The following is a 15,914-nucleotide window of genomic DNA, read 5'->3' on the forward strand; positions in this document are numbered from 1 at the left end:
ATCAGGAAACGACGAAGTTCTCTATGGCGAGCGCATCCACGCAGCCCTGCTGGTAGGCCCGGATCGCGTCTTCCGGCGTGTTGACGATGGGCTCCTCGTGCATGTTGAAACTGGTATTGACCAAGATCGGCACACCGGTGAGCTTTTCGTACTGGATCAGCACTTCGTGATACAGCGGATGTTTTTCCTTCTTGATCAGCTGAGGGCGCGCCGTTCCATCGACATGGACGACGGCAGGCGCAAGCTGCCGGTATTTTTCATGCACCTCATAAGTGATGGTCATGAATTCCGCTGCGAATTCCGAGCCTGCAACCTTGCCGGCAAGCACATCTCCTGCGCGTTCATGGGGCATCACGGGGGCGAAGGGCATGAACTCGGAGCGTTTCATGCGCTTGTTGAGCGTGTCGTTGATCTCATATTGCTTTGCCGACGCCAGAACGCTCCGGGCCCCGAGCGAGCGGGGTCCGAATTCCATGGCGCCACTGAAAAACCCCACCACACGGTTCTGTGCAATCAGGCTGGCAATGCGCTGGGCCCGAAGGGCCGGGTCGTCGATGCGCTCCACATTGGGTACTGCCGCTTTTTCGAGGGCTTTGGCCACGCGCTCGCTGCCGTAGGAAGGGCCGAGGTACATCGTGTCCAGCACCCGTCCCGAAAATGCAGGGGCCTGGCGCTTCAGGTCCAGATAAGCCGCCCCCACGCACAGTCCTTCGTCACCCATGTAAGGAGCGACAAAAATATTCTGAACGCCCTCCAGATTGAAGAGGTGCTGGTTCATCTTCACATTGGCGACCACGCCGCCCGCAAGTACCAGATTGGAGCAGCCGGTCTTTTTCAGGTAATGCCGAATGAGCTGCTTGATACTGTCCTCGAGCACCGCCTGCGCAGCCGCCGCCATGTCCTCGCGGGTGTATTGCCCATCCTGGAAATGTTGCCGGAAAGCAGAACCGGGTCGGTAATTGTTCAATTCATCCTTGAATTGCTGCATGGTCTGCCGACCACTGATGAATTTGAAATAATTGCGGGCCAGGAATATTTGCTCCGAGGGAAAGTCCCGGGCAAACATGGCATCCACGAGATCCGACTTGATCTTGATCTCGTCTCCCTCCGTGCTGATCTGGAAGAGATTGCTGAGCTTGGAATACAGCTTCGCCTTATCTCCATAGGCCGCAAGGCCTGTCAGCTTCCCTTCATGCCTGAAGATGCGAAAACCCAGGCCGCTGGTAATGGCTCCATAGAAAAACCCCAGCGATGCGTTTTCCTTGAATTCTTTAAGGCGTTTCAGTGAACCGCCCTTGCCGTGCGATACGGTCAGAGAAAGTCCGTCGCCCCCCCCATCGACAGTGACCACCAGGGCATCGTCGAATCCGCAGGCATAGTAGGCGCTCGCCGCATGGCACTCATGGTGGTCATACCATGCCGGCGTGCCGGAAATGCCCATATTGCGCAGTATGGCCTGCCATTCCGAGCGGCCGTCCTTCTTTGAAAGAAAGCGCGGTAGCAGCAACGGATTTCTCAGGCTCTTTTCCTGCTGATCCGATGGCAGAAAATCAATTTTTCTAAAACGGTGCCCGCCCGCAATGGCAACGCCGCGGACCCGGGCCATGTCGAAATTCTGCGCGACATGGGCTAGCGCATTCAACGGGATGGAGTTGTAGCATTTGATTCGGTTGAACCGCTCTTCAGATGCCGCAAAAAGAATCTTTCCTTCCGCATCGACGACGCAAACGGATGACGTATGTTGAGGCGAGATGCCGATGAACAAAGAATCGCTATTCATTTTTTCCCAAACGCTGTGTTGTATGGATGCTGCCGATGGGCGCAGGTATTTCTTTCAGGACGTCGACGCCGTTGATCTCGTAAATGCTGATATCCAGCGATCTGCAGGTCAGAGAGACACCGCAGTCTTTTTCTTCGAGGAAATGGCGGCCCAGCGATGTCAGCCGGGGGTCGGAAGAAAGCGTCTGATGGAGTTGTCGTACGTTATCCATCAGCCGGTTGTAGATGACGATGCGATTGATCCCGTGGCTCGCCAGCACATCGATGGTCCGTGGATCGGCGATGTCGCCAAACAAAGGGCGGGCTTCAGGATCCCACTGGAAGAGGCGCAGGTCTTTTGCGCCTGCGAGCGGTTTCTGGTGCACGACTTGTCCAATGACTTCAAACAACGGGGCGGTTCCCCATCGCTGGTTGTAATAAGTCATTGGATAGCTGGCTATGGCCGTGACCCGGGTGTCTTCGGCAAGGCTTTCGTAGACTTTTGCCACCTGCGAGAAGTCTGTCTTCTGGCGAATCGTCGGCGAACCGGGGTACGTCTCCGCCAGGTACCAGGTCAGAAAGACGGCCAGGCCCATCAATACCCATGAGGGCCGCTGTTTGTAGCTGGCAACGTAGATGGCCACGAGAAGGCCCGCAAAAAATGAAGCCATCTGTATGACCCGCGATACGCCGCGGAACATATCGAAAAAGACAAAATAAAGAAAATTGAAGCCCGTCAGTGCCGGTACATAAGAAGAAAGAACGACCGCGCCCGCAAAGCACAGCAACGCAGGCTTGAATGCTGGATGGCTCCAGGATGCTTTGCGGCAACATGCGGCCGTCAGCAGCAGCAGGAGGGAATAGCCGAGAAAGGCGCCCACATCCATGGGTGCGGAGAAAGGGTAGATCTTTGGTATCACGCCCGGCATGAAAGGTGCGCCCTGCTCGAATATGGCAGACAGCACTTCACCGGGCGGTCGAACCAATCCTGCCATGACAGGATTGGTAATGAGATACCACTGTTGCTGAATGAACTGGATGTTCAGGAGAAAAAGAAACAAGCCACTCAAGAGCGAATACTTGATGAAATCGGCGGCCTTGGATTTCCAGCTTTTTTGGGCAAAAGCCAGGAATACCGGGGTGAATAGCCAGCCGTAGAATGCCCAATATGGATTGATGCGAAATTGGATTCCCGTCAAGATGCAGGAGAGCACAAGCTGATGCCAGCGGCCTGATTCGCAATAACGAATGAAGCAGAGATAAACCAAGGGAAGCAACCAGAAATGGTTGTTTGCCATGGATCCCCGGGACAGCATGATGAAGTAGCCAGAAAATCCAAAAACGATAGCGCCGGCCAAAGACGCGAGTTGCCGCCGCGTGAGGTGCCAGCAGAGCATGTACATCGTGGCCGCAGACAACGGATAGGCAATCAGGGCCGACGCGTTGATGACAAACACGGCAGTTTGCCACCCGCCCCCGGACCATCGGATTGCGGCAGAGCGCAGATCGTCGATGAGATTATCGAACGGGAAGGGGCTCAGATCGAACCCGTAGGGATAGCTCAGCAATGAAGTCAACTCCATGCTGGAGAAGATCTTGCCTGAATAGGCCTTGATCCAGATGAACCAGAGCGTGCCATCGGTATCGACGTCGGGCATCGAGTAAACGGCGAACGGGTTCACGGACCACCAGCGGTGGCTGAACAGCACCGCAGTCAGGCATATGAAAAGGGAAAATGCCGATCCATATCGCAGTGCGATGGAATAGTGCGAATTACGGATGTTATATGGCGCCATATATCTAGATTTTCACGCGCCGCCGTTGGCAAACCGAAGAAAGGCCGTGAATAATGGGATTGTGAGAATGAATCCCATAAACGCTTGTGGGACTGCCCTCCTGGAATTTCCCAGATCATGGCCCTCCACTGCCGTGCTGGAGGAATGTAACACCATGTGTGCGAGAATCCGATGCTGTTACCCAACGCCTTAATGCATGCGGGGGTTGCCTTTCGATGTGTTCGCGTGCTAATGCCAGTGATGGCAATCGGAAAATCAACGCTTGGTGTTGGTGCTTGCGCTGGTCGAATGGTGGAGCCGGCGACTACAATCGCCGCTCTCCGGGAGATCGGACAGGAGGGGGCCAAAGCCTCACGGGCTTTGCGTATTGTCCGAAAAATGCTGCTGCTGCCGTAGCGAACCTGCCGGCCAGCGATCACTCATCAAAAATCACCGGAGTCCGATGGCTTCCCTGCAAGTAACCACCGCATTGATGGGCATCGGCTTGGCGGGCCTCATCCTCTACCTGATTCGGCGAGACCATCTCTATCTGATGCATGGCCTGTTCTGGGTGGTGGTTGCATGTTCCGCCGCGCTGTTGGGTGCTTGGCCTGGTCTCATCGATCGGCTGGCGCAGGTGCTGGGAATCAGCTATCCGCCGGCCCTCCTGCTGTTGCTCTCTTCCATCGTCTTGTTGGTCAAGGCGTTGCACTCCGACATGGTGAACACCCGGATCGAAAGGGACGTGCGCCGTTTGAACCAGCGCCTTGCCATGCTGGAAGCAGACAACGAAGGAGTGCGCCACGACTCTGTCTCGGATGCTCCGCTATGAATGATCAATTGCTTCCCGTCATCCTGTGTGGCGGTTCTGGGACGCGCCTCTGGCCTTTGTCCAGAGAAACCTACCCCAAACAATTTCTTCCGCTGGCAGGGCAGCAAACGATGCTGCAGCAGACCGCGTTGCGCCTTCGAGGCTTGCCATCGTCCATACCCGTGGATCTTTCTACGGTCGTGGTCTGCAATAGAGAGCATCGTTTCCTGGCTGCAAGCCAACTGATCGCGGCGGGTGTCGATCGGGCCCGCATTCTTCTTGAGCCGTCGGGCAGGAATACCGCGCCTGCGCTCACCTTGGCGGCGCTGCAGGCACGGGCGGAAGGCAACGATCCGGTGATGCTGGTGATGCCGGCAGACCACGTCATGGCCGATCTTCCTGCCTTTCATGGAGCCGTGTCGTGCGCCTTTCCACACGCGTGCGCCGGAGCCATGATCACCTTCGGCATCGTCGCCAGTCGCGCCGAGACCGGGTATGGATACATCCAGCGCGGAGGGCCGCACGGGCCCGGTATCGACAGCATCATCAGCTTTGCGGAGAAGCCCGATGCGCAGCGGGCGCAGCGGTATATCGATGACGGCAACTATTTCTGGAACAGCGGTCTTTTCATGGTCCGAGCCAGCATCTGGCTGAAGGCCATCCGGAAGTGCCGACCCGATATTGCCTCCGCTTGCGCGGCTGCGATGGAACAAGCGCAGAAGGATCTGGACTTTGTACGGCCAGATGGCGCGGCCTTCGAAGCATGCCCCTCGGACTCCATCGACTACGCGGTCATGGAGCGCCTTCCCGCCATGCCCGAATTGGGTATTCCTGCCTGCGTTGTTCCGCTGGACGTGGGATGGTCGGACCTTGGCGCATGGGATGCGGTCTGGGAGATCTCGCCGCATGACTGCAACGGCAATGCCGTGGTGGGCGATGCGGTGGCACACGACTGTGAGGGCTCGCTGCTTTTCTCGAGCAGCAGGCTGGTGGCCGGGGTGGGGCTGGAACATGTCGTCGTCATCGAGACACCGGATGCAGTATTGGTGGCCGATAAACGGCAGACGCAGGATGTCAAGCAGATCGTTGCGATGCTCCGCCAGAACGGCCATGCACTGGCCCAGAACCACCGCAAGATGCACCGTCCCTGGGGGTGGTACGACGCGATCGACAGTGGCGACAGATTCCAGGTGAAACGCATCGTGGTCAATCCTGGAGCCAGCCTGAGCTTGCAGAAGCATCACCACCGCGCCGAGCACTGGGTGGTTGTGAAGGGGACCGCAGAAGTGACCAAGGGTGATGAGGTCTTTCTTCTTGGCGAGAACGAATCCACATTCATTCCGCTGGGGCATGTGCACCGCCTCTCGAATCCCGGCAAGGTGCCTCTGGAAATCATCGAGGTGCAGTCAGGCAGCTATCTGGGCGAGGACGACATCGTCCGTCTGCAGGATACCTACGGGCGCTGAGCGCCTGGCGGACAGGGGGCGGCCGCAAGGCCGGCGGTGAGTGAATCAATGGCGGATAGGCAATGATGAAAAAAATATCGATCGTGGTACCGGTTTTCTGTGAAGAAAAGAATATTGCCAACCTTCATAGAAGAACCGCTGCTGCTATGGAGAAGGTCCGGGATATCTCGGTGGACTATATTTTCGTCAACGATGGAAGCTCCGACAGGTCCATGGACGTGCTGCGTGAGATGGCGCAGACCCATGCCAATATCAAGGTGATCGATTTTTCCAGAAACTTTGGCAAGGAAGTCGCTTTGACCGCTGGCGTCCATTGTGCGGATTCAGACGCCGTGATTTGCATGGATGCCGATCTGCAGCATCCTCCGGAGTTGATCCCCACATTGATCGAAACATGGAGAGCCAGCGGGGCTGATATTGTTGCAACGATACGCACAGGGATCGACAAGCAGCCGATCTTGAGGCGTGTCGGGTCCCATGGATATTATTGGCTGATGTCCAAGATATCTGGCCTGGATATGGTTTCCCAAACCACAGATTTCCGTCTTTTTGACCGGAAGGTGGTGGAGGCATTCCGTACCGTCACCGATCGCCAGCCAATGTTCCGAGGAATCATGGACTGGATGGGATTCCGCAAGGTATATGTCGAGTTCCACGCGGGTGCTCGGGAAGCGGGGGTGCCGGGATATTCCTACCTGCGCTTGATGAAGATGGCTGTCTCCAGCATCACGTCATTTTCGCTTTTTCCTCTTCGACTGATTGGATATATCGGCGCATTCATCACGCTTCTGAGTGGGGGGCTTCTGGCCTGGATGCTGATGTCCTATTTTCTTTCGGAGCTGCATGTCTATACACCGCTCGCTATCGTGGTGGTGGCCAACACATTTTTCATCGGACTTGTGCTCATGGCCATGGGCCTCATGTCGCTGTACATCGGTGCGATCCACACGGAGGCGATTCACCGGCCTGTGTACATCATTCGCGAGCGGCTGAATTTCCAGGCAACGCCCGAGCAAGACCGTCCGTGAATCTCGCCATGAGGGACAGTTCGATCGCAATGGGGGAAGAAAGGCCGACTGCCCTGACCCGCATCGGCTGGAAGTGGCATGTGGGTGCCCTATTGCTTTTTACTGCACTGACAGCTGCACTGTTTGCGCATCGATGGCTTTGGGTGGATCCATCTTCGGTTTACTCCATGCCCGATGTGGATACGGATGGAACGCTGTGGTTCATTTGGCTGAAAGTACATACCGGGAATATATTCTCAAGTCTTGGTGTTGCCAAAGATTTGACTTTTCCGTTCGGGTACGATCTTTCTCCATTCCCATTCGACAATATTCTGGACGACGCCCGAGCCCTGGTCGTTCAATGGGCAGGCGGCTCCTGGCGGGACTTGGTCTGGGTTATCAACATGTCTGCGCTGATTGCTTATCCGCTTTCGGCGTATAGCATGTATCTGCTGTGCTGGCATATTACGCGCAAGCATGTGCCGGCCTTTGTGGGGGCGATTGTCTTTGCCTTCTCCGGCTATTTTCTGATGTTGTCAAGGGGATCGATGTCGAACAACCACTTCTGGTTGCTTCCCCTGGTGTATCTTTTTTTCTTGAAGTACCTGGAGACAGGTTTGTTGCGGCACGTGCTGTTATCGTGCCTGCTCAATGCCCTGGAATTCAGGATCAATCCTTACTGGGCTTTTTATGGATGGCTTTTCACGCCATTGATTCTTGTCATGCAACGGTGGCCCTGGAGGCTGCGGCTTGAACGGTTGGCCACATACTGCCTGTTGAGCGGCGTTTTCCTGTTCTTGGTGAATATACAGTTCATCCAGCAGCAGTGGTTTCTCATGACCAATCCCATCCAGTCCAATCTGGTGAGGCCTGCGGGGGGGCTTGAAAATGCCATATTCCAGCAAGGCGTACCACTGGTTCCCGGTGTCGGTTCCAAGCTTTATCCATTTTCTGCCCCTGTCGATGTAGGGGCTTTCTTGGGTTATTCCGTCGTATTCTTGATAGCTGCAGCGTGTTTTTATCGTGGCGCATGGAAACGGAGATACTGGGCGCCATTCATCATCAGCTTTTTAGCGGCTGTGGTGCTTTCATCCAATTTTCCCGCTTTGATTCTGGTGAATCATGCGTATTTCTTTTTCTTCGACATGTTTCGCGGGGTCTCTCGGATCGTTCAGTTGGCGTCCTTTTTCGGCGCATTGCTGCTGGCTTTGGTTTTTGCCTCGGAACGTCTGAGGCCAAGAGCGCAAATACCAATCGCCTTGCTGTTTTGCTTGCTGTATGTGTGGGAGGTATTTCCGGGTTCACCCACGGTGGTGCAGAAAACCGATTTCAGCCAAGTCGCCAAGATCTATGAAGGCTTGGCAGAAGACAAAGAAATCACCGCCATAGCAAGTTACCCCATGGTTTATTCCAACGTCAATTGGGGGACCGCACCATTGTTCGAGGCACTGGGGCAGATTGTCCACCAGAAGCCTATCGCAGGCGGCAAAGATCTTCGTCTCTTTCAGCGAGATCCCGAAGGGCGTCCCATTTATGGAGAGATTGATGACCCGGGGACGGTGGCCAATTTGGCGAGAAATGGTATCAATCGCATCGTGATCTACAACCGAATTCTGGAAAATGCTTCAGCGGTCAATGCCGAATTGAACGCTGATCCCCGGCTGATTTTGCTGGAGAACCGAAGAATACCTGAGCATGAGTGTGGTCCATCCTTGCTGTGCCGTTCACTGGATATCAGTGTCTATGGCATCAAGCAGGTTGCAGCACCTGCATTGCCTGAAATCTCCAGGAGCATGTGATAGCCGTGGAAAAAATGCAGACTGAAATGGAAAGCCCCATGCGCACAGACATGCCGCTCATCACCGTAGTCATAGCCACCTTCAATTCGACCAGGCTCTTGCCGATGGTGATCGGGGCATTGCGGAAACAGAGCTATCCCCAGGAGTGTCTGGAGATATTGGCCGTGGATGGCGGCTCTTCCGACGGAACAAGGCAAATGGCGGAAAGCATGGGTTGCAGGGTGATCGATAACCCCCTCACCGAGCCTGTGCATGCCAAGTATCTGGGCTTCCAGGCGGCGCGTGGAAAATATTTGATGTACCTTGACCACGACGAGGAGGTCGTCAATTCCGATGCACTGTCGGAAATAATTGCCACGTTCAGGCAATTTCCCGATGTGAGAACGGTGGACAGCTCTGGATACATCAATCCCGAGGGGTATCCGCTCGTCAATGAATATATCAATGAATTCGGAGAACCCTTCTCATTCTTCATGTATCGGCAGTCCCGCGGAATGGGCTTTCACCTGCCGGCGGTAGCTCGCCAGGCCAAGATGACTGCAGAGGGCCCCCATGCAATCATCTTTGCTCCCTCAGCATCGAATAACCGTCTTTTCATTGAAAATCTGGCGGCAGGCGTGGTGACGGATATCGATTTTTTGAAGAGCCAGATCGCCATCGAAAAATCGCAGGATTTGTGCCATTTGTTTTTCTTGCTGAATGAAAAAGGTGCTTCGTTTGCTGTAGCCAAGAATAATCCGCTGCGGCATTATTCTGGAGATACGTGGGCGAAATTCCTCGCGAAGATCAGGTGGCGAATCAAGAACAATATTTTCCACCTCGAGGGGGTCGGTGCGGCAGGTTTCACGGGGCGCCAGTCTTTCCAGCCGATGTCTTTATCCGTGAGGAAATTTCTTTTCCTTCCTTATGCTTTCACGCTGGTATTTCCATTGATCGATGGAGCATGGTTGTCGTTCAGCCGTCGCCAAGCTTTGTACATGGCCCATCCTTTGCTGACGCTTTATACGGCCTGGAAGATATGCCACTACATGGTGCTCAAGATCGTTGGTCACCATCCGGAAATGATGAGCTACGATGAAAAATCCGTCATCAAGGGGAAATAGAGAATGCTGTTTTCACCCATGGATAGCGAACGGTTCTCTTTGCGAATCGGCAAGACGGCCATTTCCGGGCTGGAAGCAGCCAGAGGGCTGATGCACGCGGCGAAAGAAGAGCAGATTGAGCTCATGATCGCACGTTGCCCGGTGGACGAGGTGGCCGCAATCCATCAATTGGAAACCAATGGATTTGAGTTGATGGACACGTTGATTTATCTGGCGCGCTCTGTGAGCGCCGTTGAAATTCAAACGCATGGAGAAAAAGTGAGGCAGGCGGTAGCGGCCGACGCAGATGCCGTAGAGGGTGTCGCCCGATCATCTTTTGCGAATTACGTTGGGCATTACCATGCTGATAGCCGGTTGCCCCGCGATGCCGCCGATCGGATATATCCCGACTGGGCCCGCAGATGTGTCTTGGTTCCTTCAGTGGCTGACTGTGTGCTGGTGTATGAGCACCATTCTGTGGTTGCAGGATTTGCTGCTTTGAAGCTGTTGAGTGCTGACTGCTGCGACGGAATGCTTTTTTCTGTCGCTCCTGATTATCAGAAAAAGGGGATTTTCAGGGCACTGCTTCAGGCTTCATGTTCCTGGGCCGCAAAACAGGGGGTCAAGGAAATGGAATACTCCACCCAATTGAGAAACATCCCAGCTCTTCGGGGGGTGATGGAAAGTGGGTTTCTCATCAAGAAAGCTGCGCATACTTTTCACTGCTGGACGGGGAATAAACAATGAAAATGATTCCTTTCAACAAGCCCTTCATGACGGGCAGAGAGTTGGACTACATCCAGCAAGCGGTGGCGTCAGGAAAGATATCGGGAAATGGCGGCTTCACAGGTAAATGCCATAGCCTGATGAAAGAGCAGTTTGGCTTCCGAAGCACGCTGCTGACATCGTCATGTACCGATGCTCTGGAGATGTCGGCATTGCTGGCTGATATTTCTCCTGGAGATGAGGTCATCCTTCCCTCCTATACCTTCGTGTCGACTGCCAATGCGTTCGTACTCCGGGGCGCTCATGTCGTATTTGCCGACAGCCGACCGGATGAGCCCAACATGGACTGCGAGAGTGTGAAATCCCTCATCACCTCTCGCACCAAAGCCATCGTTCCGGTGCATTACGCCGGTGTGGCTTGCGATATGGATCCGCTTTTGGAGTTGGCAAAAGCCCACGATCTCCTCGTGGTTGAGGATGCGGCCCAAGCCATCGACTCCTATTACAAGGGGCAACCGCTCGGGGGCATTGGCGATCTGGGTGCTTTCTCGTTTCATGAAACGAAAAATATCATCTCAGGCGAAGGCGGAATGTTGTGCATCAACGATCCTGCGCTGGAGGCAAGGGCCGAAATCGTATGGGAGAAGGGTACCAACCGCTCCGCATTCTGGCGGGGCGAAGTGGATAAATATGGTTGGGTGGACATCGGTTCCTCTTTCTTGCCATCCGATGTCACGGCAGCATTTCTTTTTGCGCAACTCGAGCAGCTCAGGCGCATCCAGGACCGTCGCCTGGCACTCTGGGCGCAATATTATTCCCAGTTGCAGCCGTTGGGAGAGAGGGGGCTGCTGACGCTACCCCATATTCCCGAATATGCGACCAACAATGCGCATATGTTCTACATCGTCTGTGCAAATCTGGATGAACGTTCAGCTTTGATACAGCACCTCAAATCGGCTGGAGTTCATGCTGTTTTCCACTATCAAAGCCTGCATTTGAGTCCCTATTACGCAGCTCGCCATGATGGCCGTTCTTTGAGCCACTGCGAGAAGTATGCGGATTCATTGTTGAGGCTGCCTCTTTTCTATGAGTTGGAAGAGGCGCAGGTCGAGCGTATTACAACGCTGATCCACGATTTCTATCTTTGAGCCTTGTCCGTGCAATACAAGAATATTTATTTCTTTATCGGAACCACTGCCGAGCTCATCAAGATGATGCCCGTCATGCATGTCTGCTGGAGGCGTGGTGTTCCTTTCCAACTCATCGCTTCTGGGCAGAACGACATCCGCAGCAGTGAATTATTGGGTCTTCTGGGAAAAAACCGCCCGGACGTCATCCTTTTTGAAGGAAACATCAGAAAAAGCGCGGCCTCGCTCCTTTTCTGGTTTTTCAAGACTTTTCTCCGGTCTATCGGTATTTTGAGAAGAAGCATACGTGCTGCGCCAGGCCCGAGCGTCATGGTGGTCCACGGCGATACCGTTTCTACCGTGATGGGTGCCATGCTCGCAAAAATCCATCGGATGGACGTGGCTCACGTGGAAGCAGGTTTGCGCTCCTTCAATTATCTCCATCCGTTTCCGGAAGAGATCGACCGAGTCATCACCTCACGGTTGGCCAACCTGCACTTTTGCCCGAATGAATGGTCGCTGCAAAACATCCATCGGTTGGGTGGCGAAAAGATCAACACGTCGGAAAATACGTTGCGCGATGCCCTTGCCATGGCGCAGGCCTCACCTGCGGTTTCGTCAGATCCGGCGTTGAATATCAGCCGGCCTTATTTCGTATTCGTGGTGCATCGCCAAGAGAACCTTTTCAATGACCGGTTGGTAAGGAGCCTTGTTGCCAAGGCGATTCGGCAGTCCAAACGCGATCAATGCGTTTTCATTCTTCACCATCTTACGGAGGTGGCACTGGTTCGGCTTGGTCTGTTGGATGTGCTGAAGAAAGAAGCTGGAATCACGCTGATGAAGCGCTTGCCATACATGGACTTCATGAAGGTCCTGGGCGGGGCTCAATATGTAGTCACTGACGGCGGGTCGAATCAGGAAGAGTGCTATTACCTGGGCAAACCGTGCCTGATACTGAGAAACGTGACCGAGCGCATGGAGGGAATCGGACATAACGCAGTGCTCAGCAAGCTTGATGATTCCGTCATCGACGAATTCTTGAAAGATCCGTCGATCCATCAGCGCACCCCGACTCCCGCAGATTTCAAAGCCAGCGATCTCATTGTGGACCGGCTTTCAGGCATTCGATGATGCGTGTGCATGCTGCAATGAAGGGCTACCGATAATGGCTGAATCGCCCGGGCAAAAGCCATTGGGGCAGAAGCTCGTCAGTACATCTGGCTATCTTTTCGTCACTTCGATCGCGGGTGGGCTTCTGGGGTACGCCTATTCCGTGGCCATGGGGCGAATGCTCGGGCCCGAGGATTACGGCTTGCTGGGCGCGTTGCTGGCTTTGGTACCCATTCTGAGCGTGCCTATTTCCACCATGAACATCGCCATGGCCCGGTTGTTTTCCCGGCACCTGGCGTTGCATGACAGCAAGGATATTCGGCAGATCTTCTGGAGAAACCAGTTCTGGCTTCTGGGGTTGGGCGTCTGCGGGCTGGTCGTGTTTGCCGCGGTGTCGGTCATGCTCCGGAATGCCTTGCGTTCGCCTGACATCCTGCCCATTGCTTTCATTGGCTTGAATATCTTTTTCATGCTTTTGCTGCCCATAGCCAATGCCTTGGCACAGTCTCGGCACCATTTCGGGTTCCTCGCGGTATTGAACGTTCTGGGGCCTCTTGCCAAGCTGGTTGGCAGTGCTGCCCTAGTGGCGATCGGCTGGGGTGTGCAAGGGGCTACGCTGGGACTTGCACTGGCCAGCGGGTTCCTGGCGATTTTCAGCATTGCCTATTGCTGGAAAAAACTGGACGCTCCGCTCAGCCTGAACAATCCTGTCGATCATGTCGGACTGAGAGATCTGTTTCCTGTGCTTTTGGCCACGCTGGCTTTCAATTTCCTCTTTCAGGTCGATGTGCTTTTGGCCAAGGCATTTTTCGATGCCGAGCATGCCGGGTACTATGCTGCCGCCGCGACCTTGGGCAAGGCAGTGATGTATCTGCCTTCCGCCGTGGTGGTACCTCTCTTGCCTATGGCGGCCGCCGGTTCGGCCTTGAAGAGCAATACAGGCCATCTGCTTGCGAAGGCTATCGCATTGACCCTGGTCATGACGGTGCTGGGGGCAGGCTTCTACTGGCTTTTCGCCGAGCAGGTCACCCTGCTTCTATTCGGAGAGGCCTATCGGGATGCGGGGCACATTCTGAAATGGTATGGATGGGCGATGGTGCCGGTCGCACTCATCATGGTGCTGGAGCATTATTTATTGGCCCAAGGCAAGTTGCTGTTCGCTTACCTGGTATTCCTGGCGGCGCCTCTATTGGCCTTGGGCGCATGGTACTTCCGCGGAAGTCCGATGAATCTCGTCTGGGTCATGCTGTCGGCCGGTGTTGGAATACTGGCCGTGGCGCTGATATCTTGGCTGGTGCGCAGGAGAGGTACGGCATACCGTACGCTGATCTCAATTTTCAGAGGCTGATCGGATGAGTGATTTCGCAATATTGATATTGTCGTGCGACAAGTACAGCGACCTCTGGGCTCCGTTCATGGGGCAATTCAGGAAGCAGTTTCCTGAGAATAACTATCCTGTCTATTTCGGTACCAATGAAATACCGTTCTCTGAAAATGGAGTAATTCCAATCCTTTCAGGCGAAGACAGGGATTGGTCCAGCAGTTTCAGGGCCATCCTGCAACAGATTCCGGCAAGGAAGGTCTTCGTGCTTCTCGAGGATCTGATGGTGGCAACGAGAATCGATGCCGCGCGTTTCAGGCACTGTGTGGAATTCATCGAGCGGCACGATGCATTGCATCTGAAATACTGGAATCACATCAAGACGGACCGGGATACGAATGATCCGGCCATCGGTGAATTCAAGCGGGGTGCCCCTTATCGGGCGACCGTGGCTGCTTTCTGGGACCGCGATTATCTTCTCAAGCTCTTGTTGGATGGAGAGAATCCTTGGAACTTCGAGATCATGGGGTCATACAGGACGTCATATAGCGACGGCTTCTATGGAATGAAAGAGCCCCTTTTCGACTTCGTGAATCTGGTGGAAAAAGGACACTGGATTCCCGACTCCCTTCGCTGGGCCAAGCAGGAAGGTGTTGCGCTCGACGTGGCGAAGCGGCCTGCGCTCACGGGGCAGCGCGGGCGTATCGCCGTATTGCAAACTCTCTACTTCGGCTGGATGGCGCGCGTTCCGTGGCCGCGTCGTCTGCGGTGGATGCATACGTTGCGGCGGGCCCTGATCTGCTATTGAAGAGCAATCTATTCAGAAATTCAAGAATAATGGAATCCAAATGAAAACAGCATTGATTACCGGGATTACGGGACAGGACGGCGCCTATCTGGCGGAGTTCTTGCTTGAAAAAGGATATACGGTTCATGGCATCAAGCGCAGGACCTCATTGATAAATACCGCGCGCATCGATCACCTTTTTCAGGATCCCCACACGCCCGATCCGAAGTTCATTCTCCACTATGGCGATATGACGGATTCGCTGTCCCTGGTGCGCATCATTCAGAAGGTCCAACCCAACGAGATTTACAATCTTGCCGCGCAGAGCCACGTGGCTGTGTCTTTTGAAGAGCCTGAATACACGGCGAACTCGGATGCCCTCGGCCCGTTGAGAATTCTGGAGGCCATACGTATCCTGGGCATGGAGAAAAAATGCCGCTTCTATCAGGCATCCACATCCGAGCTTTATGGGCTGGTGCAGGAGATTCCCCAGCGTGAGAGCACGCCATTTTATCCGCGCTCTCCTTATGCCGCCGCCAAGCTGTATGCCTACTGGATCACCGTCAATTACCGCGAAGCCTACGGTATATATGCCTGCAACGGGATACTTTTCAACCATGAATCTCCCATTCGCGGCGAGACATTCGTGACCCGGAAAATCACCCGCGCCTTGGCCCGGATCAAACTCGGGATGCAGGAGAACCTTTATCTGGGCAATCTGGATGCCAAGCGCGACTGGGGCCATGCGCGGGACTACGTGGAAGCGCAATGGCTGATGCTGCAGCAGGACACGCCCGAAGACTTCGTCATCGCCAGCGGTATCCAATACAGCGTGCGGGACTTCGTGAATGCCGCTGCGCAGGAACTGGGCATGGTGCTTCGTTGGCAAGGCGAGGGCATCGACGAAAAGGGGTACGACGAGAATGGCGTCGTGCGGGTGAGTGTGGATCCGAGGTATTTCCGTCCGACCGAAGTCGAAACCTTGTTGGGTGATCCTGCGAAGGCCAAGCAGGCGTTGGGTTGGGCGCCCCGGACCCGGTTCGAAGAGTTGGTCCAGGAGATGGCCCAGGCGGATCTCAAGCTCGCCGAGCGGGACAGGTTGTGCCTGGAAGAGGGGTTCCAGCCCGGCGGCGGCGTCTGACGCG

At 54.7% G+C, this 15,914-nt stretch carries 13 protein-coding genes; 11 read left to right on the forward strand and 2 right to left on the reverse strand.

Annotation, left to right across the window (positions count from 1 at the left end):
- Nucleotide 1 precedes the first annotated feature (1 nt).
- On the reverse strand, nt 2-1,780 hold the full coding sequence (locus BM144_RS00090) for a carbamoyltransferase family protein (protein ID WP_092948595.1): 1,779 nt from the start codon (nt 1,778-1,780) through the stop codon (nt 2-4).
- Nucleotides 1,773-3,467 (reverse strand): YfhO family protein, encoded by a 1,695-nt coding sequence (locus tag BM144_RS00095; RefSeq protein WP_245783462.1) that lies wholly within the window; start codon nt 3,465-3,467, stop codon nt 1,773-1,775. The genes BM144_RS00090 and BM144_RS00095 overlap by 8 nt, the downstream gene beginning before the upstream one ends.
- Before the next feature lie 529 nt (nt 3,468-3,996).
- On the opposite strand from BM144_RS00095, the gene BM144_RS00100 reads away from it, so the two are divergent.
- From BM144_RS00100 to gmd, 11 genes are all read left to right on the forward strand, one after another.
- Nucleotides 3,997-4,365: a DUF2304 domain-containing protein gene (locus tag BM144_RS00100; protein ID WP_092948597.1), complete on the forward strand. Its 369-nt coding sequence runs from the start codon at nt 3,997-3,999 to the stop codon at nt 4,363-4,365.
- Nucleotides 4,362-5,810 (forward strand): mannose-1-phosphate guanylyltransferase/mannose-6-phosphate isomerase, encoded by a 1,449-nt coding sequence (locus tag BM144_RS00105; protein ID WP_092948599.1) that lies wholly within the window; start codon nt 4,362-4,364, stop codon nt 5,808-5,810. The genes BM144_RS00100 and BM144_RS00105 overlap by 4 nt, the downstream gene beginning before the upstream one ends.
- Before the next feature lie 65 nt (nt 5,811-5,875).
- Nucleotides 5,876-6,838: a glycosyltransferase family 2 protein gene (locus BM144_RS00110; RefSeq protein ID WP_175525899.1), complete on the forward strand. Its 963-nt coding sequence runs from the start codon at nt 5,876-5,878 to the stop codon at nt 6,836-6,838.
- Nucleotides 6,835-8,616 carry a hypothetical protein gene (locus BM144_RS00115; RefSeq protein WP_245783463.1) on the forward strand — a complete coding sequence of 594 codons (1,782 nt, stop codon included), beginning with the start codon at nt 6,835-6,837 and terminating at the stop codon, nt 8,614-8,616. The genes BM144_RS00110 and BM144_RS00115 overlap by 4 nt, the downstream gene beginning before the upstream one ends.
- A 38-nt stretch (nt 8,617-8,654) precedes the next feature.
- Nucleotides 8,655-9,719 carry a glycosyltransferase family 2 protein gene (locus BM144_RS00120; RefSeq protein WP_175525900.1) on the forward strand — a complete coding sequence of 355 codons (1,065 nt, stop codon included), beginning with the start codon at nt 8,655-8,657 and terminating at the stop codon, nt 9,717-9,719.
- Nucleotides 9,720-9,722: 3 nt separating this feature from the next.
- Complete coding sequence (locus BM144_RS00125) at nt 9,723-10,445, forward strand: GNAT family N-acetyltransferase (protein ID WP_092948605.1); 723 nt, start codon at nt 9,723-9,725, stop codon at nt 10,443-10,445.
- Entirely contained in the window at nt 10,442-11,572 is a 1,131-nt protein-coding gene (rffA, locus tag BM144_RS00130) for a dTDP-4-amino-4,6-dideoxygalactose transaminase (RefSeq protein WP_092948607.1), read from the forward strand. The genes BM144_RS00125 and rffA overlap by 4 nt, the downstream gene beginning before the upstream one ends.
- 9 nt (nt 11,573-11,581) lie before the next feature.
- Complete coding sequence (locus BM144_RS00135; RefSeq protein WP_139225597.1) at nt 11,582-12,682, forward strand: UDP-N-acetylglucosamine 2-epimerase; 1,101 nt, start codon at nt 11,582-11,584, stop codon at nt 12,680-12,682.
- Nucleotides 12,683-12,716: 34 nt separating this feature from the next.
- Nucleotides 12,717-14,009, forward strand: coding sequence for an oligosaccharide flippase family protein (locus BM144_RS00140; RefSeq protein WP_092948611.1), 1,293 nt, complete (start codon nt 12,717-12,719; stop codon nt 14,007-14,009).
- 4 nt (nt 14,010-14,013) lie between these two features.
- Nucleotides 14,014-14,790, forward strand: coding sequence for a hypothetical protein (locus tag BM144_RS00145; RefSeq protein ID WP_092948613.1), 777 nt, complete (start codon nt 14,014-14,016; stop codon nt 14,788-14,790).
- A gap of 40 nt (nt 14,791-14,830) precedes the next feature.
- Entirely contained in the window at nt 14,831-15,910 is a 1,080-nt protein-coding gene (gmd, locus tag BM144_RS00150; RefSeq protein ID WP_092948616.1) for a GDP-mannose 4,6-dehydratase, read from the forward strand.
- The last annotated feature ends 4 nt before the right edge of the window (nt 15,911-15,914 follow it).

The organism is Paracidovorax konjaci (assembly GCF_900112675.1).
In the GTDB taxonomy this organism is placed as follows: Bacteria; Pseudomonadota; Gammaproteobacteria; order Burkholderiales; family Burkholderiaceae_C; genus Paracidovorax; species Paracidovorax konjaci.